We start from the raw sequence: 24,522 nt of genomic DNA, 5'->3' as shown, positions 1-24,522 counted from the left end.
AAGGGGGTGCGCATGAGCGGAAGAGTCGGAAAGCCGGGCACGCAGGCCAGCGCCGGGGATCTGCTCGAACTGGTGCGCAGTGGCCGTGCCACGACCCGGGGTGCCCTGCAACAGGCCACGGGCCTGTCCCGGGCCACGGTCGGCCAGCGCCTGGACCGTCTCTTCCGGGCCGGCTGGCTGCGCGAGGGTGCGGGAGGACCGGTCGAATCGCCGCTCGGCGGCCGCCCTTCGATCACCCTGGAGTTCGACGACGCCCACGCGGTGGTGCTCGCCGCCGACCTCGACACCCGGCATGCCCGCGCCGCAGTCCTCTCCCTGACCGGCGAGATCCTGGCCGAGCACACCGGGACCCTGGTCATCGAGGACGGCCCGGACGCCGTCCTCGGCGAACTGGGCCACTGGTTCGCCGAACTCCTGGAGAAGGCGGGCCATCGGGCGCACGAGGTCTGCGGAATCGGGCTCGCGGTCCCCGGGCCGGTCGACAGCGACACCGGGCGGGTCGTCCAGCCGCCGATCATGCCGGGCTGGGACGGCTACGACATACGGGGCCGCCTCGGCCGCGCGTTCGCGGAGCACGCGCACGGCGCCCCCGACGTGCCCGTGCTGGTCGACAACGACGCGAACCTGATGGCGTACGGCGAACAGCGCACCGGACACCCGGACTGCTCGGCGTTCGTGCTGGTCAAGGTCTCCACCGGTATCGGGGCGGGCGTGGTCGTGGACGGCCGGATCTACCGCGGTGTCGACGGCGGCGCCGGGGACATCGGACACATCCGCGTCCCCGAGGGCGCCGACGCCCTGTGCCGCTGCGGTTCGTACGGCTGTCTGGCCGCCGTCGCGAGCGGCGGGGCCGTCGCGCGCCGGCTCGCGGAGGCCGGCGTCCCGGCCGCCTCCGGCTCGGACGTATGGGAACTGTTGACCGCCGGGCACCCGGAGGCCGCCGCGCTCGCGCGGGAGGCCGGGCGGAGCGTCGGGGACGTGCTGGCGACCGTTGTGACGCTGCTGAACCCCGGGGTGCTGATGATCGCGGGCGATCTGGCCGGAACACCCTTCCTCACGGGCATACGGGAGCTGCTGTACCAGCGGGCGCTGCCCCGCTCCACCGCGCACCTGGACGTGGTGACCTCGCGGCTGGGGGAGCGGGCGGGCCTGGTCGGGGCGGGCGCACTGGTCGTGGAGCACCTGTACGCGCCGGAACGGGTGGAGGAGCGGCTGCTCGCGCTCGGCGTGTGAGCGGTGTCGTGACGGCCGTGTGCGAGATGTGGCCGTGGCGACCGGGTGTGAGGCGTTTTCGTGACGGGCGTGTTTCCGTCCGAATGGGCGTCCGCATGGTGAAATCGGGCTGCCTCGCATAGCGTGATTCTCGCCACCCCTGATAGGGGTTGCGCTCAGATGAGCGGATCTTGGGCGGCTGCACTTCTCCAAGGGGTGGCACTGAGTGCCACCCCTTGATCGTTCATCGATCGAAATCAGACGTGTTGAGAGCCGCTCATCTGAGCGGTAAATGGCATCTACGGGCGTTGATGCCTTCAAGAAGTGAAAACATCCGGCGCCGACCGCTTGCGAAGCCTTGACTTTCGATCCAGTGGCGGACGAGTGGTTACGGGCGCATGACGCGCAAGTGGACGTACCCAGGTGCCTTCGATCTGGGTATGTTCCTCGCCGTCAGGGCAGCCACCGCGTCCTCGAGGAGTCGAGACCGTGTCGGAAAACAAAGATCCCCACGTAGCTGAGAACGGCGTCGAGGGCGTGAAGTTCGTTTATGACTTCACCGAGGGCAACAAGGACCTCAAGGACCTCCTCGGTGGCAAAGGCGCGAACCTCGCCGAGATGACCAACCTGGGCCTCCCCGTCCCTCCGGGCTTCACCATCACCACCGAGGCCTGCAAGGTCTACCTCGACAGCGGCGAGGAGCCGGCGGCACTGCGTGACGAGGTGAGTGCGCACCTCTCCGCGCTGGAAGACCGCATGGGCAAGAAGCTCGGCCAGCCCGACAACCCCCTCCTCGTCTCGGTCCGTTCCGGTGCGAAGTTCTCGATGCCGGGCATGATGGACACCGTCCTGAACATCGGCCTCTCCGACAAATCCGTGCAGGGCCTGGCCAAGCAGGCCGGGGACGAGCGCTTCGCGTGGGACTCGTACCGTCGTCTCATCCAGATGTTCGGCAAGACGGTCCTCGGTGTCGACGGCGACCTCTTCGAGGACGCGCTGGAGGCGGCCAAGGAGGCCAAGCAGGTCGCGGTCGACACGGAACTGGACGCCGCCGACCTCAAGAAGCTGGTCACCAAGTTCAAGAAGATCGTCAAGGCCGAGGCCGGGCGCGACTTCCCGCAGGATCCGCGCGAGCAGATGGACCTCGCCATCAAGGCGGTCTTCGACTCGTGGAACGGCGACCGCGCCAAGCTCTACCGCCGCCAGGAGCGCATCCCGCACGACCTGGGCACGGCCGTCAACGTCTGTTCGATGGTCTTCGGCAACCTGGGCCCCGACTCGGGCACGGGCGTCGCGTTCACCCGCGACCCCGCCTCCGGCCACCAGGGCGTCTACGGCGACTACCTCCAGAACGCGCAGGGCGAGGACGTGGTCGCGGGTATCCGCAACACGGTACCGCTCGCGGAGCTGGAGCAGATCGACAAGAAGTCGTACGACCAGCTGATGCAGATCATGGAGACCCTGGAGAACCACTACAAGGATCTCTGCGACATCGAGTTCACCATCGAGCGCGGGCAGCTGTGGATGCTCCAGACCCGCGTCGGCAAGCGCACGGCGGGTGCGGCCTTCCGCATTGCCACGCAGCTGGTGGACCAGGGCCTGATCGACGAGGCGGAGGCGCTCCAGCGCGTCACCGGTGCCCAGCTCGCTCAGTTGATGTTCCCCCGCTTCGACGAGCAGGCAAAGGTCGAGCAGGTCGGCCGGGGCATCGCGGCCTCGCCGGGTGCGGCGGTCGGCAAGGCGGTCTTCGACTCGTACACCGCTGTGAAGTGGTCGCGTTCCGGCGAGAAGGTGATCCTCGTCCGCCGCGAGACGAACCCCGACGACCTGGACGGCATGATCGCGGCCGAGGGCATCCTCACCTCGCGCGGCGGCAAGACGTCCCACGCGGCCGTCGTCGCGCGCGGCATGGGCAAGACGTGCGTGTGCGGCGCGGAGGAGCTGGAGGTCGACACCAAGCGCCGCCGCATGACGGTCCCCGGCGGCCATGTCGTCGAGGAGGGTGACCTGATCTCCATCGACGGTTCGTCGGGCAAGGTCTACCTGGGCGAGGTCCCGGTGGTCCCGTCTCCCGTCGTGGAGTACTTCGAGGGCCGGATGCACGCGGGCGCCGACGACGCCGACGAACTGGTCGAGGCCGTCCACCGGATCATGGCGTTCGCGGACCGCAAGCGCCGCCTGCGGGTCCGCGCGAACGCGGACAACGCCGAGGACGCGCTGCGCGCACGCCGCTTCGGCGCACAGGGCATCGGCCTGTGCCGTACGGAGCACATGTTCCTGGGCGACCGGCGCGAGCTGGTGGAACGCCTCATCCTGGCGGACACGCAGGACGAGCGCGAGGAGTCCCTCAAGGAACTGCTCCCCCTTCAGAAGCAGGACTTCGTCGAACTCTTCGAGGCGATGGACGGCCTGCCGGTGACGATCCGTCTCCTGGACCCGCCGCTGCACGAGTTCCTGCCCGACATCACCGAGCTGTCGGTGCGCGTGGCGCTGGCGGAGTCCCGCCAGGAGCCGCACGAGAACGAGCTGCGTCTGCTCCAGGCCGTGCACCGCCTGCACGAGCAGAACCCCATGCTGGGCCTGCGCGGCGTACGTCTCGGCCTGGTCATCCCCGGTCTGTTCACCATGCAGGTACGGGCGATCGCCGAGGCGGCGGCCGAGCGCAAGGCGGCGAAGGGCGACCCGCGCGCGGAGATCATGATCCCGCTCGTCGGCACGGTCCAGGAGCTGGAGATCGTGCGCGAGGAGGCGGACCAGGTCATCGCGGAGGTGGAGGCGGCGACGGGCACGCGCCTGAAGCTGGCGATCGGCACGATGATCGAGCTCCCGCGCGCCGCGCTGACCGCCGGTCAGATCGCCGAGGCCGCCGAGTTCTTCTCCTTCGGCACCAACGACCTGACCCAGACGGTGTGGGGCTTCAGCCGCGACGACGTCGAGGCCTCGTTCTTCACGGCCTACCTGGAGAAGGGCATCTTCGGCGTCAGCCCGTTCGAGACGATCGACAAGGACGGCGTGGGCTCCCTGGTCCAGGCCGCCGCCAAGGCCGGCCGTGCCACCCGCCCCGACCTGAAGCTCGGCGTCTGCGGCGAGCACGGCGGCGACCCCGAGTCGGTGCACTTCTTCCACGAGGTGGGCCTGGACTACGTCTCCTGCTCGCCGTTCCGGATCCCGGTGGCGCGCCTTGAGGCGGGCCGGGCGGCCTCGCAGTCGGAGGGCAGCGACCACCGATAAAGACCCCGGGACCGTCGCCGGTGTCCCCGACCCTCAATACCGACCCGGCGGCGGCCCCGGACCACCGAGAGAGGGCGGCACCCCTGTGCGGGGGGTGCCGCCCTCTCGCCGTTCCTCGGCGAAGGAATCGGCGCCCGTCCTGCCCGGTTGCGTGTTCGCGTATTCTGGCGCGATCAAGGGGGAGGTTCTGATGGTGGTGCTGCTCAGCGTGGTCCTGGCTCTCACGGTGGCCGGGTGCGGCGCGGTGGTGTGGGCGGCGCGCGGCGGACCTCGGTGGGTGCGCGCCGTGGCGACCGCGACCCTTGTGGCCGGCGAACTGGTGAGGCGCTCCGGTAGTAGGAGCGAAACGCGAAGCAACGGCGGCGACGAGTAGGGCCGTCCCCCGACGTCGCCGATGGCTGGGTCCGGCGCGGCACCGCGCGGAGAGGCTCCGCGTGCCACCGCCGGGCCTCGGGTGTTACTTCGGCAGATCGGCAGACCGCCTTGTAGCTGTTGCCCTCGGCATCCGGCAGCGTGCCCTTGAGTGAGACCGACCTGCGGACGCGGGATGGTGCAGCGTGATGCTGCTCTTGCCGTGCGCGGTGATGACGTGAGCCTTCTTCCAGGTGTCACCGCCGTCGTAGGACGCCTCGACCGTGAGGGACTTGACTCCCTTGTCGGCCGCGTAGCCGCTGACGACGAGCGGAACCCTCAGCTTCGCGCCCGCCTTTGCGGTGCTGCCCAGGCTCCGCTTCGGGGCGAAGGCCAGGGTGGACAACGGAAGAATCGCCACCCCGCCCCCGGCCCACGCGGACGTGACCGTCCAGGCGGCCTGGATTCGGGTACTGACCCCGGCGATGCTGAGGAGGCCTGATCGCTCCGAACACGCTTCGCTCACTCGACATCGGCTCCCGATCTCCTCTGAACGGCCGTGAACCGTACGGAATGAGACGGAAATTGAGACGGACGACGGAGTCGGACGGTACGCGACCGGAGCGATGCGTCACGTGCTTTCGAAATTTCGAAGGTGCCGACGACTCAGTGGTGGTCGGCGGTCGGGGGCTGGGCTGTGCTGCTGCGCTCGACCAGGCTGGTGGCCAGGTCAACGCGCAGCGCGGACGGTGAGTTGCCGCGGGCGAGGTCGATCACCATGCGCGCGGCGACCTCGGCCATCTTGGTCAGCGGCTGGCGGACGGTGGTCAGGGGTGGGCCGACCCAGCGGGCGATGGGCAGGTCGTCGAAGCCGACGACGCTGAGATCCTCCGGGATGCGCAGGCCCAACTCCCGTGCGGCCTCGTAGACGCCGAGCGCCTGCAGGTCGTTGCCGGTGAAGATCGCGGTGGGCCGGTCCTTGAGGCGCAGCAGCTCCAGGCCCGCCCAGTAGCCGGTTTCGTGGTAGAAGTTGCCCTCGCGGATCAGTGCGGGATCGAAGGCGACGCCGGCCGTCTCCAGCGCGGCCCGATAGCCGTCGATCCGGGCGCGGCTGCACATCATCGGCCGTGGTCCGGCGATCATGCCGATGCGCCGGTGGCCCAGGTCCAGCAGGTGGCGGGTGGCGGCGAGGCCGCCGTTCCAGTTGGTCGTCCCGACCGCCGGCATGCCCTGACCGGGGTCCCCGGCCGGGTCCATCACCACGAACGGGATGTCGCGACTGGTCAGCTGCGCCTGCTGGGCCTCGTCGAGCCCGGACAGCACCAGGACCACGCCGGTGGGGCGGCGGGCGAGCACCCCGTCCATCCAGGACTGCCCGAGGCTGAGCCGGCCCGAGGATTCCGACAGGACGACGCTCATCCCCTCCTCGCGGACGACGTTCTCGACCCCGCGGATGACCTCCATTGCCCAGGCGCTCTCGAGCTCGTGGAACACCAGCTCCAGCAAGGGGCTGGACGGGGCGCTGTTGCTGCGTCGCCGCTGGTAGCCGTACTGATGCAGCAGCTCCTCCACTCGCTCCCGGGTGGCGGGGGCGACGTCCGCGCGGCCGTTGACGACTTTCGAAACAGTCGGTGTGGATACCCCCGCCTTGCGTGCGATTTCAGCGAGTGTCGCCGCTCTGGTCACGAGCCCCTCCTGTGCTGCCCTCGTGTGCGAAGTACGACGTGGTTGCGACTGTATGGGACGGATCCTAGCTGGTCAGGGCCTCAGCCGGTACGTCCGAATCGAGATCTCCCAGACCCTTGACGGAGGTCGATGTTACGCCTAGGTTTCCCGCATCATTCGGCAATCTCTTCGAAATTATCGACGGAGTGGCAATCCAATGGGCTCTCTTCGCGTGACCGTTCGCAACGGTGCGACCCGGAACAGAATCGCCGCGGTAGCGGCAACGACCGCGCTGGTGCTCGGTCTGACCACCGCATGCGGGTCCAGCGGCGGCTCCAACTCCGGGACGATCCACGTCCTCGTGTACGGGGACTCCGCGAACAAGGTCGAAAAGCAGATCGTCGACACGTTCAACAAGACCTCGAAGGTCAAGGTGGTGCTGGACACCATCCCCGGCGCCGACTACCAGGCCAAGCTCAACACGATCATCAACACCCCGCAGGCCCCGGACATCTTCTTCAACTGGGGCGGCGGCAGCATCGCGCCCTACGCCAAGAAGAACCTCCTGCTCCCCCTGGACGACATGATCGCCAAGGACCCGGGGCTCAAGGCCAACTTCCTCCCCTCGGTGTTCAACACCGCGGTGGTCGACGGCAAGTCCTACGGTGTCCCGATGCGCGGCACGCAGCCCGTGCTGCTCTTCAACAACAAGAAGGTCCTGGCGAGCGCCGGCCTGAGCGTCCCGCAGACCTGGGACGACCTGATCAACGACGTCAAGGTGCTCAAGGGCAAGGGTCTGACCCCGATCGCGCTCGGCGGCGGCGACCAGTGGCCCACCCTCATGTGGTTCGAGTACGTCTTCGACCGGGTCGCCGGTCCGGACCTGTTCCAGAAGGCGCTCGCCGGTGACAAGAGCGTGTGGGCCAGGCCGGAAAGCCACAAGGCCCTGGGCATGCTGAAGCAGCTGGTCGACGCCGGTGCATTCGGCAGCAACTTCGAGTCGGTGAAGTTCACCGACGGCGGGTCCCCGGCGCTGCTGGCCAAGGGCAAGGCCGCCTTCGAGCTGATGGGCTCCTGGGAGTACTCCACCCAGCAGTCCAACAACCCCGACTTCGCCAAGAACGACCTCGGCTACAGCGCCTTCCCGACCGTCAGCGGCGGCAAGGGCGACCCGAAGGACCTCGTCGGCAACACCAACAACTTCTACTCCGTCCTGAAGAAGACCAAGCACCCCGACACCGTGGCGGCCTTCCTCAAGCTCATGTACTCCGACGAGTTCGTGAAGGCGCAGCTCGGCATCGGCAATCTGCCGACCACCACCAACACCGACAAGTTCCTGTCCACCTCGGCCAGCCCGGACTACTCGAAGTTCCAGTTCGACCTGGTCAAGGCGGCCCCGTCGTTCCAGCTGTCCTGGGACCAGGCCTACCCGCCGGCCGCGGCCACGCCGCTCCACACGGCCATTGTGAAGTTCTTCGACGGCAAGACCGACGCCAACGGCTTCATCCAGGCGATGCAGTCGCTGTCCAACTCCTGAGTAGGACCGATGAGCTCACTTTCTCTCGCAGCCGTGTCCGGCCGCCGCCTCAAGGCGCGCCGGGCCGGCGTCGGGGTGACCCGCCCGGGCTTCGTCTGGGCGGTACCCGCGACCGTCTTCTTCCTCCTGTTCGCGATCCTCCCGCTGGTGCTGGTCGCGGTGCTGTCCTTCACCAGCTGGGACGGCATCACCTCGCCGCACTTCAACGGCCTGGCGAACTGGACCAAGCTGATCCACGACCCGGTGATGACCCAGAGCATCTGGCTCACCCTCGTGCTCACCGTGCTCGGGGTCGTGACGCAGACGCCCATCAGCATCCTGCTGGGCGTCTGGGCGGCCGGCTACCAGCGCAACCGGGCCGTGCTGTCCGCGATCTTCTTCGTCCCCCTGCTGCTCTCGGCGACCGCGGTCTCGGTGGTATGGCGCGCCCTGCTCGACCCCAACTTCGGCATGCCGGGCCAGCTTCCCTGGCTGTTCGGTGACGGCAACCTGCTCGGCAGCCAGACCGGTTCGATCGGGGTGCTGACCTTTGTCGGAATGTGGCAGTTCACCCCCCTGCACACACTCCTCTACCAGGGCGGCGCCCGCGCGATTCCGCAGGTGCTCTACCAGGCCGCGGCGATCGACGGGGCCGGCACCGTGCGGCAGTTCTTCCACATCACCCTGCCGCAACTGCGCAACACCGCGATCACCTCGATGATCCTCATGGTCGTCGGCGGGCTGACCACGTTCGACACGGTGCTGATCCTCACCCAGGGCGGCCCCGGCACGGACACCACGGTCAGCGCCTACTACATGTACCAGCAGAGCTTCAAGAATTTCGACTTCGGCGCCGGCTCGGCCATCGCGCTGGTCCTGGTCGTGGTGGCCACGCTCATCTCCCTGGCCGTGGTCCGGTTCTCCGGCTACGACAAGATGCGCAGCACGGCGGAGGGGGTCTGATGCGACAGCGCCCCAACTACCTTGCCGGACTGGGCTCCCTGATATGGCTCGCTCTGGTCGGTCTGCCGCTCTACGTGCTGCTGGTCGCGACCCTGCGCACCACCTCCAACTACTCCACCCAGGGCCCGCTGAGCTTTCCGTCGCAGCTGACCCTGAGCAACTACCTCAACGCGTTCTCCAACGGCTTCGGCCAGGACTTCCTCAACACCCTGATCGTCACCGTCAGCGTCGTCGGCATCGTGCTGGTGGTGGTGCCGCCGCTCGCCTACGCCATCGTGCGCGCCCAGGGCCGGACCATCACCGTCGTGTTCCGGGTTTTCCTGCTGGGACTCGCGATCCCCGCGCAGGCGGTGATCGTGCCGATGTTCTACGTGATCAGCCAGGCCGGGCTCTATGACCACCTGATCGGCGTCATCCTGCCCACCGCCGCGTTCTCGCTGCCGGTGTGCACCCTGGTGCTGACCGGGACGATGCGCGACATCACCCCTGAGCTGTACGAAGCCATGGCGATGGACGGAGCCTCCCCACGGCGGGTCTTCATCCAACTGGTCCTGCCGCTGTCGAAAAGCGGGCTCTCCTCCATCGTCGTCTTCTCGGCCCTGCAGGCCTGGAACGGCTTCCTCTTCCCGCTGATCCTCACCCAGTCGGAGTCGACCAAGGTGATCACCCTCGGTCTGTACAACTTCCAGACCGAACACGGCGTCGACGTCCCCGGACTGCTCAGCGCCGTGGTGCTGTCCATGCTCCCCATTTTCATCGTTTACCTGTTCGCCCGCCGCGCCCTGGTCCAGGGGCTCATGGGGGTCGGAGGAAAGTGACCGGCAACATGAACCCCACCGTCGAGCTCGCCACCCCTGCGTGGCGGGACGTCTCGCTCGACCCCGCGACCAGGGCCGACGCCCTGATCGCGGCGATGACCCTGCGGGAGAAGACGGCGCAACTGGTCGGCGTCTGGGTGGGCGCCTCCGACGAGGGCGGCGAGGTCGCCCCGCACCAGCACGAGATGGAGGAGCCGCCGGACCTGGACGAGCTGCTGCCGAACGGTCTGGGCCAGCTGACCCGCCCCTTCGGCACCGTTCCCGTGGACGCCGCCGTCGGTGCGCTCTCGCTCGCCCGCTCCCAGCAGCGCATCGTCGCCGCCAACCGCTTCGGCATACCCGCGATCGCCCACGAGGAGTGCCTGGCCGGGTTCGCGGCCTGGGGGGCGACCGCCTACCCGGTCCCGCTGTCCTGGGGAGCGACCTTCAACCCCGAGCTGGTGCGCACCATGGCCACCGCCATCGGGACCGACATGCGCGCCGTCGGCGTCCACCAGGGCCTCGCCCCCGTGCTCGACGTGGTGCGCGACGCCCGCTGGGGCCGCGTCGAGGAGACCATCGGCGAGGACCCGTACCTGGTCGGCACCATCGCCACCGCTTACGTGCAGGGCCTGGAGTCCGCCGGGATCGTCGCCACGCTCAAGCACTTCGCCGGCTACTCCGCCTCGCGGGCCGGCCGCAACCTCGCACCGGTCTCCATGGGCGTCCGCGAGCGCGCCGACGTCATCCTTCCCCCGTTCGAGATGGCGCTGCGCGAGGGCCGACCGCGCTCGGTCATGCACGCCTACACCGACACCGACGGCATCCCCTCGGCCGCCGACCAGGAACTGCTCACCGGTCTGCTCCGGGACACCTGGGGCTTCGACGGGACGGTGGTGGCGGACTACTTCGGCATCGCCTTCCTCAAGCTCCTGCACGGCGTCGCCGGAAGCTGGGACGAGGCCGCCGGGCTTGCCCTCGCCAGTGGCGTCGACGTCGAGCTGCCGACCGTCAAGACATTCGGACAGCCGCTGCTCGACGCGGTCGAGGTCGGCACCGTCCCTGAGGAGCTGATCGATCGCGCCCTGCGCCGGATCCTCATCCAGAAGGCACAGCTCGGCCTGCTCGACCCCGACTGGAACCCGGTTCCGCAGGCGCTCTCCGGAGCGGAACTGGCCGTTCCCGAGGCGCTGCGCGGCAGCGTCGACCTGGACCCCCCGGCCAACCGGGAGTTGGCGCGCGAACTGGCGGAGCAGGCCGTCGTGCTGCTGCGCAATGACGGCACGCTGCCGCTCGGCCGCCCCCGCCGGATCGCGCTGATCGGCCCCAACGCCGACACCCCGACGGCCGTGCTGGGCTGCTACTCCTTCCCCGTGCACGTCGGCTCGCAACACCCCGAGGTCCCGACCGGCATCGCGCTGCCCACGCTGCGGGAGACCTTGGCGGCCGAGTTCCCCGACGCCGAGATCTTCTCCGCGCCCGGTGCGACGGTCGACGGCGACAGCACGGCCGGCTTCGCCGAGGCGGTCGCGGCGGCCCGCGTCGCCGATGTCGTGGTGCTCGCTCTCGGGGACCGCGCCGGTCTGTTCGGCCGCGGTACCAGCGGCGAGGGATGCGACGCCGAATCGATTCAACTGCCTGGCGTGCAGCAGCAGTTGCTCGACGCCCTGCTGGATGCCGGCACGCCCGTGGTGCTCGTCATGCTGGCGGGCCGCCCTTACGCACTGGGTCGCGCCGACACGGAGGCGGCGGCGATCGTGCAGTCCTTCTTCCCTGGGGAGGCGGGCACCGAGGCGATCGCCGGCGTGCTGAGCGGGCGGGTGAACCCCTCCGGACGGTTGCCCGTGAGTGTGCCGCGGCACAAGGGTGTTCAGCCCTCCACCTACCTGGCCGCCCGACTGGCCCAGGACAGCGACGTGTCCAGCACCAGTACCAGCGCGGCCTACGGGTTCGGGCACGGGCTCGGCTACACGGAATTCGAGTGGTCCGCGCTCGACGTCAGCGTCGCGGAGACCGGCACCGACGGCAGCTTCCGGATCGCCTTTGAGGTCCGCAACACCGGCGAACGCTCCGGCTGCGAGGTGGTGCAGTTCTACCTGCACGACCCGGTGGCCTCCGTGGTCCAGCCGATGCAGCGCCTCGTCGGCTACCGGCGCCTCCCCCTCGAAACCGGGGAAGTCTGCCGGGTCCTCCTGGAACTGCCCGCGGACCTGGCCTCCTTCACCGGCCGCGCGGGCCGTCGCATCGTCGAGCCCGGCGAGCTGGAGCTGCGGATCTCCGCCAGCAGCACCGACCACCGCATCACGGTCCCGCTGCGCCTGACCGGCCCGGTCCGGGAGGTCGACCACACCCGCAGGCTGCATCCCGTCGTCACCGTCGAGTGCCGCTGACGCAACGAGAGCCTTGCGCCTATGGACACGCGCGGGCAGGGATCGGGCTGGAGCCGGGGCGCGCCCCCCGACTCCGGTCCGACCGGGCCGGAGGTCCCCGGCGTGATGACCCGAGGCATCAGCTCGCCGCGCACGTACTCCTGCCGCCGACTGCTCACCGACCAGTGAGGCGCTGGACCTTAGGGCCGGCGACCGGGGGAGTCCACGCCGAGGTCCTGAACCTCGGTGCCGGCCTGCACGCCCCCGACCGGGACGGCGCGTCCGCCGACGTCGTGCTCAGCCCCCGCGACCCGGCCCGGCTGCTGGGCGGATCCCGCTAGGTCCTGTCGTCAAACTCCCGTCGTCCGCCCGAAGGGCGGGCCCTGCGGCGTCAGGTGCGTGCTCTCGGCGTGCCGGGCGCTGACCCTCGTACTGGATGTACTTGGGTCTGCGCTCGGTGCGGCGAATGGGGGTCCCCCCTGCTCGAAGAGCTTGGGGGAGCGTGCATGGCGTCGCGGGGCAGGCGGGAGTTTGACGACAGGGCCTAGTTCGGTGCGACGCTGCGGCGCTACGCCCACAGCGTCGCGCGCGGTTCCAACGCCGTGATCCAACCAGCCACGACACGATCGTCTCCCCCGTAACCAGCAGTTACGGCACCCCTTGGGCCCGCTCCACGGTGCCCGGCTGCCCGAAAGGAACACATTCTGTGCGTACGTACGACAACCCTGTGATCAGCGGGTTCCACCCCGATCCGAGCGTGTGCAGGGTCGGTGACGACTACTACCTGGTGTGCTCCAGCTTCGAGTACTTCCCCGGGCTGCCGATCTTCCACAGCAAGGACCTCGTGCACTGGGAGCAGATCGGCAACGTGCTCGACCGGCCCGAGCAACTGCCGCTGCCTCTCCCCGGATCCAAGGCGTCCGGCGGCCTCTACGCCCCCACGATCCGCCACCACGACGGCCGTTACTGGGTCATCAACACCAATATCAACGGCGGCGGCAACTTCGTCGTCTCGGCCGAGCGGCCCGAGGGGCCGTGGAGCGACCCGGTGTGGATCGACCTGCACGGGATCGACCCCGATCTGGCGTGGGAGGAGGACGGCACCTGCTGGTGTGCGTTCTCCGGGCCCGAAGGCGGCATCAACATGGCCAGGATCGACCCGGTCAAGGGGGAGGTGCTGGAGGGGCCCTTTGCCACGTGGTCGGGCAGCGGCCTCAAGTATCCCGAGGCGCCGCACCTCTACCGCATCGGCGACTGGTGGTACCTGCTGATCGCGGAAGGCGGCACCGAACGCGGCCACAGCGTGTCCATCGCCCGCGGCCGCTCGCCGCGCGGCCCCTGGGAAGGCGCACCCGCCAACCCCCTGCTGTCCCACAGCGGTACCGCCCGCTCCATCCAGAACACCGGCCACGCCGACCTGGTGGAGGCTCCCGACGGCAGTTGGTGGATGGTGCTGCTCGGCGTCCGACCCCGCGGCTTCACGCCCGACGTGCACGTGCTCGGCCGCGAGACGTTCCTGACCCCAGTGGAGTGGGACGAGGACGGCTGGCCCGTCGTCGCGCCCGTTCCCGAGAGCCACGCGGCCCCGGGCGGCGCCTGGCACCCCGTTCCGGCCCTGCCCGCCCGCGACGACTTCGACGAGTCCGCTCTCGCGCCGCAGTGGGTCTCGCCGTTCACCCGCCCGGAGGGCTCCTGGTCGCTCACCGAGCGCCCCGGCTGGCTGGCCCTCAACGCCACCGGCGCCACCCTCGACCGCCCCGGGTACACCTTCGTCGGCCGCCGCCAGCAACACCACGACTGCCGCGTCACCGCAGCGATCGACCCGGGTACGGGACGCGGCGGCCTCTGCGTGCGCCTGGACGAAGCCCACCACTACGAACTGGAGGTCGGGAACGGAGAGGCCGGCGTCGTCGCCCGGATCGGTCCGCTGCGCCAGACCGTGGCCAGCCGACCGGTCCCGTCCGGGCCGCTGACCCTCACCGTCGCGATCCGGACGAACGACCTTGTGCCCGCGTCGCCCGAACTCACCGATGGCGGGACCACCGGCCCTGACACCATCGCCTTCTGGGTTGGCGATCCCGACGCCTCGGACGCCCAGCCACTCGTCGAACTGGACGGGCGCTACCTGTCCACCGAGGTCGCCTGCGGCTTCACCGGCCGCGTTATCGGCATGTACGCCACCGAGGGCACGGTCGCCTTCGACTGGTTCGAGTACGCCCCGGCCTCGGCGCCCCCGCTCGACGCTCGGTGAGCGGTGGTCGTGGTTGCTCGCGGCCGGGTGGGCATGGGTGCGACCCGGCGCGCGAGACGGGCCGCACCCGGGTCACCCTGCCCTCGGCGTCCAGATCGCCGCGGTCGCCGGTGATCAACGTCACCGTGGTCGCCTGCGCGCCGGAGCCCTGACCGAAGCCTTCGCCCACGTCTCGGCCACCGCCCGGCGGCGCTGCGGCGGCTCCGGGATGATTTCCGTGCGGCGGTCAGCCGAGCCAGTGGCCGTCGCGCATGAGGTCGCGTCCCCGCAGCTCGTTCGCCTCGCGCCAGGCCTGGATGCGCTGCGGCCGGATCAGGAAGTACTGATAGGGCTCGTCGAGTTCGCGCGGGTCGAAACCGGTCTTGGTCGCGAACGTGTCGCCCGTCTTGGGGCCGAGGTCGGCGATGTCCACGGGCTCGGCGGTGCCGACGACGATGACGACGTCGCGGGTCGGCCCGAGGCTGAGTCGCACCCGGCCGTCCGCCAGCAGGTTGCGGCCGGTGACCGAGGCACGCGGCGTCGAGATGAGGAACGCGGTCCCGTCCCAGAGGTACGAGAGCGGGATGAGGTGGACGCCGTCCTCGGAGCCCGACGTCGCGACCCAGAGATCGACGTCGCTCTCCAGCCTCGCACGAGTGTCCCGCAGCCTTTCCTCAAGTCCACGTGGCGGTGCGTCCGTCATGCTTCCTCCAGTCACTTGGTGTCGGTCATCGGTCTGTTCAGCGGGGCCGCCCCGAGCCCGGCGGCCGTCTCGCGTTCGGCCACCGGGCAGGGCGGGCAGCAGTGACACATCAGCGCGTGGCTGCCGGCGACGTGGCCTCCCACGCAAACCCGTCCGGGTCGGTGAAAGACCCGGCATCGCCGCCGATCATGAGCCGGTGCGATCCGGTGCCGTCGGGAGAGACACCGACCTCCTTGGCCAGGGCACGGCGCCTGTACAGCGCCAGCTTGACGGGACTCGTCCCGGCCGCGAACTCGACGTACATGCGGCCGAAGCTCTTCGCCACGGCGAGGCCCTGGTCTACGTAGAACCGCTTGCTCGCGGTCACGTCCGCGACTCCCAGCAGGAGCACGATCTCGTCGATCTGCCGGGTGGCCGGGCCGGTGTCCTTCTTCGCCGAGGTCGCGACCTTCCAGATCGTCCCGTCCGGGGCCTGGACGACACCGCCGTAGCCCCAGAGCGACTTCGCGACCGGCTTCAGCGGCGTGGCGCCGGCGTCGAGGGCGGTGCCGATGAGGCTGTCGACGGTGCCGGGCTGGGACACCGTGAGGGCCAGCGTGAACCCACGGAAGCCGGTTGTGGGCGCCTCCGAGGCCCGCAGACGTATCTGCGTGTCCAGACCGAAGGCGGCGGTGTGGAAGCGGGCGGCGGCCGTGGGGTCGGCCACGTCGAGGGTGACGGATTCGATGGATGCCATGGCCATCACGCTAGTTGTGGCTCGGCGACGGGCGCTTCTTGATTCCTGACCGGTTTCGTCACCTGTTCCGGGCGCCGGTAGGCGCTGGGGTGCATGCCGACCAGCTCGGTGAAGCGGGTGCTGAAGATGCCCAGCGATGAGCAGCCGACGGCGAAGCAGACCTCGGTGACACTGAGGTCGCCACAACGCAGCAGCGCCGTCGCGCGCTCGATGCGACGCGTCATCAGGTACGCGTACGGCGACTTGCCGTAGGCCAGCCGGAACTGGCGGCTGAGGTGCCCGGCGGGCATGTTCGCGCCGCGGGCGAGCGCCTCGACGTTCAGCGGCTGCGCGTACTCCCGGTCTATCCGGTCGCGGACGCGGCGCAGTCGTGCGAGGTCGCTCAGGCGCTGCGCCGCGATACGTGCGCGCCGCCATGAGGGGTGACACATGGGAGAACTCCTGTTCATCCAAGTCCGCGAGCACCTGGGGCGCATGCCGGGGCGGCAGACGGCGAGGCGCTCGATGGCGACGACCGGCTTGCCGGATCCGGCCGATCCGGCCGATCCGGCCGATCCGGCCGATCCGGCCGAGCGGGCCGAGCGAGCCGGCCGAGCAGGCCGAGCCGAGCGAGCCGGCCGAGCAGGCCGAGCGGCTGATCGACAGTGGCGGGATGGAGGCCGGTGGTCAGCTCGGCAAAGGGGCGGACGCCGCCCTTGTGGACGGTCGGTGTGCGTGCCTCGGCCTCGGCGGTCGGTGTGCGTGCCTCGGCCTCGGCGGTCGGTGTGTGCGCCTTGGCCGCAGCGGTCGGTGTGCGTGCCTCGGCCTCGGCGGCCGGTGGCGCGAGCACCTCTGCGAGGGGGCGGCCGCCGAGGAGGTGGTCGAGGGCAGCGGCCCGGAAGTGCCGGCCGCCGTGTTCTTCGCAGGTCGTCGTGACGCCGGCCATCAGGGCCGGATCGAGGACCGGACGGCTCAGCGAAGCTCCTGGATGCGGACCAGGTTGCCCGCAGGATCGCGGAAGGCGCAGTCGCGAATGCCGTACGGCTGCTCGGTCGGCTCCTGGACGACCTCGACGTCGCAGGCCTGCACCTTCTCGAAGGTGCCGTCGAGGTCCGGGGTGGCCAGCAGGATCCAGCCGTACGTGCCCTTGGCCATCATCTCGACGATGGTGCGGCGCTCGTCCTCGGTGACCCCGGGGTCGGCGGCCGGCGGCGCCAGGAGGATGGACGTGCCGGGCTGGCCGACGGGGCCGACCGTGATCCAGCGCATCTTGCCCTGTCCGACGTCGCTGCGGACCTCGAAGCCGAGGGCGTCGCGGTAGAACGCCAGGGACGCGTCCGGGTCGTCATGGGGGAGGAAGGTCGTATGAATGGTGATGTCCATGGCGATCAGGCTAGGGCGGGTTTGTGACCCGCGCTTCTCGATTCCTGATCGATGCGCGCGTCGGAGCGAGCCGCCGCTGTCCACCACCACGTCCGTGCCGACGATGCGGGCCGCGGCGTCCGCTGCCAGGTACACGACCGCGACGGCCACCTCCTCGGTGGCCGGGATCCGGCCCACCGGGAGAATGGCCGTCGCAGGACGCCGTCGCGGATGTGGTCCAGCAGGTCTTACGCGGTCCGCACCTCGTACGCCGCCACCCGCACCGTCTCGTCGTCCAGGCACTGCCCCGACAGCAGATCGAAGCGCTGCTTGAGGAGGGGCGAGGCGACGAACGGGCGACCCTGGTGGGTGCCGGTCAGGCCGCGGGAGAGGACCGCCGCGCCGCCGAACGGGTCGCGGTTGTCGATGCCGTACAGCGTGCCCGCGCGGTCGCGGAAGAGGGCCACCTGGCGGCCGTCGGGCAGCAGTGCCGCCACGCCACGGCCGGGCAGCAGCGCGCTCAGGTCGCAGACCGTGAACCACTCGTCGTCGAGGCGCAGTTGGACCTTCAGATCGGTCGTCTCGGGTGCCAGGGTCATCGCTGGGCGCTTCCTTCCAGGGGTCGCGTGCCGATGGTCAGCAGTGGCAGGTCGGGCTTGATCTGGTCACGCTCGGGGACGAAGCCGACGACCGGGTCGGGGGTGGCGGGGGCGTTCACGAAGGACACGAACCGGGCGAGCTTCTCCGGGTCGTTGATGGTCTCCGCCCACTCGTCGCGGTAGTTCGCCACGTGGGCCGTCATCAGCGACTCCAGCTCCTCGCAGATGCCGAGCGAGTCCTCCACGACCACGTCACGGACGTGGTCCAGGCCGCCCGGGATCCGCTCCAGCCAGGTCGAGGTGCGCTCCAGGCGGTCGGCGGTGCGGATGTAGAACATCAGGAAACGGTCGATCAGCTTGATCAGTTCAGCGTCCGACAGGTCCTGGGCGAGCAGGTCCGCGTGGCGCGGGGTGGCGCCGCCGTTGCCGCCGACGTACAGGTTCCAGCCGTTGGAGGTGGCGATCACGCCGAAGTCCTTCGACTGGGCCTCGGCACACTCACGGGCGCAGCCCGACACCGCCGACTTCAGCTTGTGCGGGGAGCGCAGGCCCCGGTAGCGCAGTTCCAGGTCGATCGCCATGCGGACGGAGTCCTGGACGCCGTAGCGGCACCAGGTCTGGCCGACGCAGGACTTCACCGTGCGCAGCGCCTTTCCGTACGCGTGCCCCGACTCGAAGCCGGCGTCCACCAAACGCGCCCAGATCAAAGGGAGTTGCTCGACACGGGCGCCGAACAGGTCGATCCGCTGGCCACCGGTGATCTTCGTGTAGAGGCCGAAGTCGCGGGCCACCTCGCCGATCACGATCAGCTTCTCCGGGGTGATCTCACCGCCGGGGATGCGCGGCACGATCGAGTACGAGCCGTTCTTCTGGATGTTGGCGAGGAAGTGGTCGTTGGAGTCCTGAAGCGAGGCCTGCTCGCCGTCCAGGACATAGCCGCTCGCGCCGATCGTCGGGGCGAGGGAGGCGATGATCGAGGCCACCGCCGGCTTGCAGATCTCGCAGCCGTCGGTGCCGCGGGCGTTCTCGCGGCCGTAGCGGTCGAGCAGGTCCTGGTAGGTGTTGATGCGCAGGGCGAGGACGATCTCGTACAGCTCCTCGCGGCTCTGCGAGAAGCAGCCGCACAGGCCCTTGTCGACCTCGACGCCGGACGCCTCCAGCTCGGCGGTGACCAGCCGGCCGAGCACCTTGACGCAGCTGCCGCAGGTCGTACCGGCCTTGGTGCACTTCTTCACCTCGGGCACAGTGGTGCACTTGTGCTCGGTGACCGCCTCGCGGATCGTGCCCTTGCGGACGTTGTTGCAGGAGCAGATGATCGCGTCGTCCGGCAGCGCGGACGGGCCGAGCTGGGCCGACTCCCCGGCGCCGGCGGGCAGCACCAGCGACTCGGGCGGGACCGGCGGGACCGAACCGGTGAAGGCCTTCAGCGTGCCGTACCCCTCCGCGTCGCCGACCAGGATGCCGCCGAGCAGTGTGCCGTCCCGGCCGATGACCAGCTTCTTGTACAGGCCCGAACGCGAGTCGGAGTAGACGACGTCCAGGCAGTCCTCGGCGGTGCCGTGCGCGTCACCGAAGGACGCCACGTCCACGCCGAGCAGCTTCAGCTTGGTGGAGAGGTCGGCACCGGTGAACGACAACTGCTCCGTCTCGTCGGCGGCGATCGTCGCGGCCGCCGTCTCCGCCTGCTCGTAACCGGGGGCCACCAGGCCGTACACCCGGCCGTCGGCGGCCAGCGCGCACTCGCCGATCGCGAAGACATGCGGGTCGGAGACCGTACGGCACTGCGCGTCGACCGTGATGCCGCCGCGCTCGCCGACCGTCAGGCCGCAGTCGCGGGCCAGCTGGTCGCGGGGGCGGACACCGGCGCTGAACACCACCATGTCCGTGGCGAGTTCGGAGCCGTCGGACAGCTTCATGCCGCTGACGGCTCCGGCCTCGTCGACCACGATCTCCTGCGTGCCCACACCCGTGTGGACGGTCAGCCCCATCTCCTCGATGGTGCGCAGGAGCGCGGCGCCGCCGCCCTCGTCGACCTGCACCGGCATCAGGCGCGGCGCGAACTCCACGATGTGGGAGGTCAGCCCGAGGCCCTTCAGCGCGCCCGCCGCCTCAAGGCCGAGCAGACCGCCGCCGACCACGGCACCCACCTGGGCCTTGGTCTTCGCGTACTCCTCGATCGCGAGCAGGTCCTCGATCGTGCGGTAGACGAAGCAGCCCTCGGCGTCCTTGTTCGGGACCGGCGGGACGAAGGGGTACGAGCCGGTGGCGAGGACGAGGACGTCGTACTCGAAGACCCGGCCCGACTCGGCGGTCACCTCGCGCGCCTCGCGGTCGATCGTCTCCGCCGGGTCGCCGACGTACAGCTCGATGCCGTGCGTGTCGATGAACTCCATGTCGGTCATGGAGAGGTCCTCGGGCGTCTTGCCCGAGAAGTACGAGGTGAGGGCGACGCGGTCGTACGCGGGACGAGGCTCCTCGCACAGCACGACCACGCGGTGCGTGGCGGTCAGGCCGCGCTCGGCGAGCGCTTCGAGGAAGCGCTGGCCGACCATGCCATGGCCGACGAGCACGATCGTGGGGTTCGCCCCGGTGGCGGTCATCAGGAGCCTCCATCATTGGTGAGCAGGTGGAGCAGGGGGCCGTTGTCCGGGAGCGGCTCTGCTCCCTCCCAGGCGCGGGCCAGGGCGCCGACGGTGCCGAGTTCGCCGACGAGGACCCCGCCGACCAGACGGTCGTCGCGGACGACGACCTTGCGGTAGGTGCCGCGGGTGGCGTCGGTGAGCTGGACGACGTCGTCGCCCGGTCGCGCCTCGGTCTCGCCGAACGCGGCGAGGTCGAACGATCCGAGGGGCGAGTCCTGACCGGACAGGGTGAGCCGGGTCAGAGAACGGGTGCCGGTGTAGCGAGCGTCGGAATCACCGGCGTCGCCCGCCAGCAGCTCGGCCAGGACATCCGCTTGTTCGAGGGCGGGGGCGGCGAGGCCGTACACCGTGCCGTCGTGCTGGGCGCAGTCGCCGACGGCGCGGATGTGCGGGTCGGACGTACGGAGTTCGTCGTCGACCAGCACGCCCTTGTGGACGGCGAGCCCGGCGTCCTTGGCGAGGCTCACGCGCGGGTGGACGCCGCACGCCAGGACCACGAGGTCGGCGTCGAGCGCGTAGCCGTCGGCCATCTCCACCGAGCGGACCGCGCCGCCGACGCACCGCACGTCCCGCACGCGGCACTCGGTGTGCACCTCGACACCGAGGTCCTTCAGGTGCCGCAGCACCAGCTTCGAGGCACCCGGGTCGAGCTGGCGCTCCATCAGCCGCTCGGACTGCTGGGCGAGGACGACCTGGGCGCCACGCACCGCCAGCGCACGGGCGGCGGACACGCCGAGCAGTCCGCCGCCGATGACGACCGCCCGCACCCCCGGCCGAACGGCCTTGGACAGCCCCAGGCAGTCGTCCATGGTCCGGAACGCGTGGACGCCCTCGGGCAGCACGTGGTCCGGGGTGAACAGGCCGCGCAGGGGCGGGAGTACGGCGTTGGAGCCGGTGGTGAGGACGAGTGTGTCGTATGCGATCACCGAGCCGTCCGCGAGGTGTACGGCTCGCACCTCGCGGTCGATGCCCGTGACCCGGGCGCGGGTCAGCTCCGCGGGCGCCGGAAGGGCGATCACGTCGGGGCTGTAGCGGCCGGCCAGCACCTCGGCGAGCAGGACCCGGTTGTACGGGCGGTGCTCCTCCTCGCCGACGAGCAGCGCGGGCGTGCCGAGCTCGCCGAGCCGCCGGGCGAGACGGACGCCCGCGAGGCCGGCGCCGATCACCACCACACGCGTATTCGAGGTCATGTCCTTGAGCGTGCGGTGTGGACGTTACCCGGCAGCATCACGGTTGTTTCCCGCGAGGAACGCTGCCCTCAGCGGGGGCCGGGCGGGCGTGTGAGGGTTCCCGGGGAGCGGTGGAACGGGCTGTGAGGTGGGGCGCGGTGAGCCGGCGCGGACGTGCCCGAACCCCGGAGTTCCGTGCAGGCACCATCGTCTACGACCGGAGAAGATGCGGGCCGGGGTGCGCTTCGGGGCGGGCGGTGAACCTCAGAAGATCCTCAGGCCCATGGACGGTACACCCATCCCGTCCTCTAGGGTCGCGATCATGCCCGACATATCACTGACCATGGTCGCCCTCCTCTGTCTCGCCGCGCTCGCGGCCGGCTGGATCGACGCCGTGGTCGGCGGCGGTGGGCTGCTGCTGCTCCCCGTCCTGCTGCTCGGGCTGCCCGGCGGCACCCCGGCGTCGTACGCGCTCGGCACCAACAAGGCCGTCGCGATCGTCGGCACGTCGGGCGCGGCCGTGACGTACGCGCGCAGGACCCGGGTCGATGTGGGCACGGCCGTACGGATCGGGCTCGCGGCGCTCGCCGGGTCCACGGCCGGGGCGTTCGTGGCCGCGGGGATGAGCACGGACGTCCTCAAGCCGGTCGTCATGGTCGTGCTGCTCGGCGTCGGCACCTTCGTGATCCTGCGGCCCGCCTTCGGCACCGCCCCCTCGACCGCCCCGGTCTCCGCCCGCCGTGTCCTCGCCGCGATCGGGCTCGCGGGCCTCGGCATCGGCTTCTACGACGGCCTCATAGGCCCCGGCACGGGCACCTTCCTCGTCCTGGCGCTCACCGCGATGCTCCACCTCGACCTGGTGACCGCCTCCGCCACCGCCAAGATCGTCAACTGCTGCACCAACGCGGGCGCCCTCGCCACCTTCGCCTGGAAGGGCACGGTCTTCTGGCAGCTGGCCGCGCTGATGGCCGTCTTCAACCTGGTCGGCGGCACGGTCGGCGCGCGCACGGCGCTGAAGAAGGGCAGCGGCTTCGTCCGGATCGTGCTGCTGACGGTGGTGTTCGCGCTGGTCGCGAACCTCGCGTACCAGCAGTGGGTGGCCTGAGCCGATCAGCGGCTGCCCGTGAGGTGCGCGAAGACCACCACGTTCCCCTGGTAGCCCGTCGTCTTCGAGTAACCGCCGCCGCAGGTGATCACCCGCAACTCAGGGCGAGGCGCCGCCCCGTACACCTTGTCGTCGGGGAAGGCCTTCGCCTGGTACACCTCGACCGCGTCCACTGTGAAGACGGCCGTCGAGCCGTTGCGGCGGTCGACCTCGATCATGCTGCCCTTGGCCAGGGCGCCCAGGTCGTAGAAGACGGCCGGGCCCTGGGCGTTGTCGACGTGCCCGGCGACGATCGCGGTGCCCGTCTCGCCGGGGGTGGTGCCGGCCTCGTACCAGCCGGCGAGGTTCTTCTGCTCCGGGGGCGGGGCGTTGAGGCTGCCGGCCTTGGTCAGGCCGAGGCCGATCAGGGGGGCGTCCACGCGGATCGAGGGTATGCGTATCCGGTCGGGCGGCGAGGGCGGCAGGGCGGGCGCGGCCGCGCCCTCGTGGTCGGTACCCGCGGCGGCCTGCGCGGCCGACGGCTGCGGTGGTGCCTGGGGCGCGGCGGCGCTGTGCAGCAGCCACGCGCCGCAACACAGGGCGACCGTCGTGACGGAGGCTATGGCGGCGTCACCGGTCCTGCCCGGTCTTGCGGCCTTGCGCACGTGAGTCTCCTTCGTGGACACGAGGTCCCGTACCCCCTCCGGGCCACGAGGGGCGTCGGACCCGGAGGGGGAGGGGACGGCGGTACCGGCGGACGGACAGCGGAGGTCGTCCGTCAGAAGTCATCGCCTCTCGCTCGGCGATGCAGGAGCCAGGTACCGCCCGCGGCGGCGACGGCGAGAGCCGCCACACCGGCCGCGGTCTGCACGGGGTCGGGGCCGAGTGCGCCGCCGACCCCCGTCTTCATACTTCCTTTGGGACGCGTCTGATCCTTGGCGGCGGTCAGGGTGACCGTCAGGTCGCCGGTCACGGTCGTGTGCCGGCCTCCGGAGCACTTGGCGACGATCTCGTACGTGCCCGGCTGCGCGCCCGGCGGCACCCTGAACTGGCCGATCGCGTCCTGCTCGTGCGTGCTGGGCGCGAGCGAGAAGGCGCCGGCGCCGACCGCGCTGGCATCGCCCGCCGCCGAACCGTCCGCGCCGCACGCCGCCGTGTTGACGGTGACCCGGGCTCCCGGCACGACGGTGGAGGGGAAGATCTCCAGACTTTGGGTGTCACCGCCGTACGCGGGCGCGGCGGTGAGGCCCGCGGCGGCTGCGGCCAGCGCGGTACCGGTCAGCAGGCGGGCCGTACGTCGCATCGTGGTGCTCCTCCGAGAGGGCACGGCCCGCGGCACCCCCAACGGGCCGCTGCCTCGGTCGTACCCTTGCCCTTTCGAGGTAAGTGGCACTCGGCCGCTCCCGCTTCCTGATGGCTCGTCAGGATTGCGGTGAACGGGTGTCGGGCAGGCGGCGGGGCCGGGCGGCCGCGATGGCGTTCCGGCAGGTCACCGGCGTACGGGCGGTGTGTCGCGGAGGAGGACCCGAAGGCCGCAGGGGCGGGCGGTGAACGGGTGACGGAGGTCCGCCTCACCCCACGCGGGCCTCACGGAACAGGTCGCGGGTGTCGGCCGTGAACACCGCCCACGCGGCCGGCGTGTCGGCCGCCGGGTCGCCCGCGCCGAGGCCGCCGAAGTCGATCGCCGCGGTCAGCCGGACCGCCTCGGTCAGCAGGTTGCCCGGCAGGAGGTCGCCGTGCGGCCAGACGGGGGAGCCGTCCCACTGGGGGAGCCGGATGACGTCCTCCCGATGACGTCTCCCAGAGCGCCGTCGCGGCGTCCGCGTCCACCGTGCCGTCCGCGCCCAGGTCATGAACCCGGCGCGCCAGCGCGCTGTCGACGCGCAGTTCGTCGGCGTGCATCTTCGCGGTGGT

General features: G+C 70.4%; 24 protein-coding genes. 11 read left to right on the top strand and 13 right to left on the bottom strand.

Annotated features, from left to right (window positions below; genetic code table 11):
- The first annotated feature begins 12 nt into the window (after positions 1-12).
- The 3 genes from Q2K21_RS28695 to Q2K21_RS28685 all read left to right on the top strand — a co-directional run bounded on the left by Q2K21_RS28695 (position 13) and on the right by Q2K21_RS28685 (position 4,816).
- Complete coding sequence (locus Q2K21_RS28695; RefSeq protein WP_310776549.1) at positions 13-1,233, top strand: ROK family protein; 1,221 nt, start codon at positions 13-15, stop codon at positions 1,231-1,233.
- Between the two features lie 468 nt (positions 1,234-1,701).
- Complete coding sequence (ppdK, locus tag Q2K21_RS28690) at positions 1,702-4,443, top strand: pyruvate, phosphate dikinase (protein WP_310776547.1); 2,742 nt, start codon at positions 1,702-1,704, stop codon at positions 4,441-4,443.
- A 190-nt stretch (positions 4,444-4,633) separates the two neighbouring features.
- Positions 4,634-4,816 (top strand): hypothetical protein, encoded by a 183-nt coding sequence (locus tag Q2K21_RS28685; RefSeq protein ID WP_310776545.1) that lies wholly within the window; start codon positions 4,634-4,636, stop codon positions 4,814-4,816.
- 84 nt (positions 4,817-4,900) lie between these two features.
- Here the strand turns inward: Q2K21_RS28685 and Q2K21_RS28680 are convergent, their stop codons facing one another.
- Both Q2K21_RS28680 and Q2K21_RS28675 read right to left on the bottom strand, forming a co-directional pair.
- Positions 4,901-5,215: a hypothetical protein gene (locus tag Q2K21_RS28680; RefSeq protein ID WP_310776543.1), complete on the bottom strand. Its 315-nt coding sequence runs from the start codon at positions 5,213-5,215 to the stop codon at positions 4,901-4,903.
- A gap of 245 nt (positions 5,216-5,460) precedes the next feature.
- A complete protein-coding gene (locus Q2K21_RS28675) occupies positions 5,461-6,480 on the bottom strand; it encodes a LacI family DNA-binding transcriptional regulator (RefSeq protein WP_310776541.1) in 1,020 nt (339 codons plus the stop codon).
- A 211-nt stretch (positions 6,481-6,691) separates the two neighbouring features.
- On the opposite strand from Q2K21_RS28675, the gene Q2K21_RS28670 reads away from it, so the two are divergent.
- From Q2K21_RS28670 to Q2K21_RS28640, 7 genes are all read left to right on the top strand, one after another.
- Positions 6,692-7,996, top strand: a complete 1,305-nt coding sequence (locus Q2K21_RS28670; RefSeq protein WP_386276139.1) for an ABC transporter substrate-binding protein — start codon at positions 6,692-6,694, stop codon at positions 7,994-7,996.
- Positions 7,997-8,005: 9 nt separating this feature from the next.
- On the top strand, positions 8,006-8,938 hold the full coding sequence (locus Q2K21_RS28665; RefSeq protein WP_310776539.1) for a carbohydrate ABC transporter permease: 933 nt from the start codon (positions 8,006-8,008) through the stop codon (positions 8,936-8,938).
- Positions 8,938-9,756, top strand: a complete 819-nt coding sequence (locus tag Q2K21_RS28660; RefSeq protein WP_310776537.1) for a carbohydrate ABC transporter permease — start codon at positions 8,938-8,940, stop codon at positions 9,754-9,756. Before Q2K21_RS28665 ends, Q2K21_RS28660 begins: the two co-directional genes overlap by 1 nt.
- An 8-nt stretch (positions 9,757-9,764) precedes the next feature.
- On the top strand, positions 9,765-12,125 hold the full coding sequence (locus Q2K21_RS28655; RefSeq protein ID WP_386276138.1) for a beta-xylosidase/alpha-l-arabinosidase: 2,361 nt from the start codon (positions 9,765-9,767) through the stop codon (positions 12,123-12,125).
- A 21-nt stretch (positions 12,126-12,146) separates the two neighbouring features.
- Positions 12,147-12,293: an acetylxylan esterase gene (locus Q2K21_RS28650; RefSeq protein ID WP_310776535.1), complete on the top strand. Its 147-nt coding sequence runs from the start codon at positions 12,147-12,149 to the stop codon at positions 12,291-12,293.
- On the top strand, positions 12,290-12,445 hold the full coding sequence (locus Q2K21_RS28645; RefSeq protein ID WP_310776533.1) for a hypothetical protein: 156 nt from the start codon (positions 12,290-12,292) through the stop codon (positions 12,443-12,445). Before Q2K21_RS28650 ends, Q2K21_RS28645 begins: the two co-directional genes overlap by 4 nt.
- 365 nt (positions 12,446-12,810) lie before the next feature.
- Complete coding sequence (locus Q2K21_RS28640; protein ID WP_310776531.1) at positions 12,811-14,355, top strand: glycoside hydrolase family 43 protein; 1,545 nt, start codon at positions 12,811-12,813, stop codon at positions 14,353-14,355.
- A 226-nt stretch (positions 14,356-14,581) separates the two neighbouring features.
- Here Q2K21_RS28640 and Q2K21_RS28635 read toward each other — a convergent pair whose 3' ends face one another.
- From Q2K21_RS28635 to Q2K21_RS28600, 8 genes are all read right to left on the bottom strand, one after another.
- Positions 14,582-15,037 carry a pyridoxamine 5'-phosphate oxidase family protein gene (locus tag Q2K21_RS28635; RefSeq protein WP_310776529.1) on the bottom strand — a complete coding sequence of 152 codons (456 nt, stop codon included), beginning with the start codon at positions 15,035-15,037 and terminating at the stop codon, positions 14,582-14,584.
- A 109-nt stretch (positions 15,038-15,146) separates the two neighbouring features.
- The gene (locus Q2K21_RS28630; protein ID WP_310776526.1) at positions 15,147-15,773 is read right to left on the bottom strand and encodes a glyoxalase; all 627 of its coding nucleotides are present in this window, start codon (positions 15,771-15,773) and stop codon (positions 15,147-15,149) included.
- 5 nt (positions 15,774-15,778) lie between these two features.
- Entirely contained in the window at positions 15,779-16,204 is a 426-nt protein-coding gene (locus Q2K21_RS28625; protein ID WP_310776524.1) for a helix-turn-helix transcriptional regulator, read from the bottom strand.
- 14 nt (positions 16,205-16,218) lie between these two features.
- Positions 16,219-16,698 carry a hypothetical protein gene (locus Q2K21_RS28620; RefSeq protein ID WP_310776521.1) on the bottom strand — a complete coding sequence of 160 codons (480 nt, stop codon included), beginning with the start codon at positions 16,696-16,698 and terminating at the stop codon, positions 16,219-16,221.
- Positions 16,699-16,724: 26 nt separating this feature from the next.
- Positions 16,725-17,135: a VOC family protein gene (locus tag Q2K21_RS28615; RefSeq protein WP_310781295.1), complete on the bottom strand. Its 411-nt coding sequence runs from the start codon at positions 17,133-17,135 to the stop codon at positions 16,725-16,727.
- Positions 17,136-17,362: 227 nt separating this feature from the next.
- Positions 17,363-17,713: a nitrite reductase small subunit NirD gene (gene nirD, locus Q2K21_RS28610; protein WP_310776520.1), complete on the bottom strand. Its 351-nt coding sequence runs from the start codon at positions 17,711-17,713 to the stop codon at positions 17,363-17,365.
- Positions 17,710-20,313, bottom strand: coding sequence for a nitrite reductase large subunit NirB (nirB, locus tag Q2K21_RS28605; protein WP_310776517.1), 2,604 nt, complete (start codon positions 20,311-20,313; stop codon positions 17,710-17,712). The genes nirD and nirB overlap by 4 nt, the downstream gene beginning before the upstream one ends.
- The gene (locus tag Q2K21_RS28600; RefSeq protein WP_310776515.1) at positions 20,313-21,545 is read right to left on the bottom strand and encodes an NAD(P)/FAD-dependent oxidoreductase; all 1,233 of its coding nucleotides are present in this window, start codon (positions 21,543-21,545) and stop codon (positions 20,313-20,315) included. The genes nirB and Q2K21_RS28600 overlap by 1 nt, the downstream gene beginning before the upstream one ends.
- A 301-nt stretch (positions 21,546-21,846) precedes the next feature.
- On the opposite strand from Q2K21_RS28600, the gene Q2K21_RS28595 reads away from it, so the two are divergent.
- On the top strand, positions 21,847-22,629 hold the full coding sequence (locus tag Q2K21_RS28595) for a sulfite exporter TauE/SafE family protein (RefSeq protein WP_310776513.1): 783 nt from the start codon (positions 21,847-21,849) through the stop codon (positions 22,627-22,629).
- A gap of 5 nt (positions 22,630-22,634) precedes the next feature.
- Here the strand turns inward: Q2K21_RS28595 and Q2K21_RS28590 are convergent, their stop codons facing one another.
- The 3 genes from Q2K21_RS28590 to Q2K21_RS28580 all read right to left on the bottom strand — a co-directional run bounded on the left by Q2K21_RS28590 (position 22,635) and on the right by Q2K21_RS28580 (position 24,461).
- The gene (locus Q2K21_RS28590; protein WP_310776511.1) at positions 22,635-23,273 is read right to left on the bottom strand and encodes a class F sortase; all 639 of its coding nucleotides are present in this window, start codon (positions 23,271-23,273) and stop codon (positions 22,635-22,637) included.
- A gap of 113 nt (positions 23,274-23,386) precedes the next feature.
- A complete protein-coding gene (locus Q2K21_RS28585) occupies positions 23,387-23,911 on the bottom strand; it encodes a hypothetical protein (protein WP_310776509.1) in 525 nt (174 codons plus the stop codon).
- A 268-nt stretch (positions 23,912-24,179) separates the two neighbouring features.
- A complete protein-coding gene (locus Q2K21_RS28580; protein ID WP_310776507.1) occupies positions 24,180-24,461 on the bottom strand; it encodes a phosphotransferase in 282 nt (93 codons plus the stop codon).
- Between the last annotated feature and the right edge of the window lie 61 nt (positions 24,462-24,522).

Source organism: Streptomyces sp. CGMCC 4.7035 (assembly GCF_031583065.1).
Classification (GTDB): domain Bacteria; phylum Actinomycetota; class Actinomycetes; order Streptomycetales; family Streptomycetaceae; genus Streptomyces; species Streptomyces yaanensis.
Note: the sequence above shows the minus strand (reverse complement) of the source record. Positions and strands in the feature narration are given on the sequence as shown.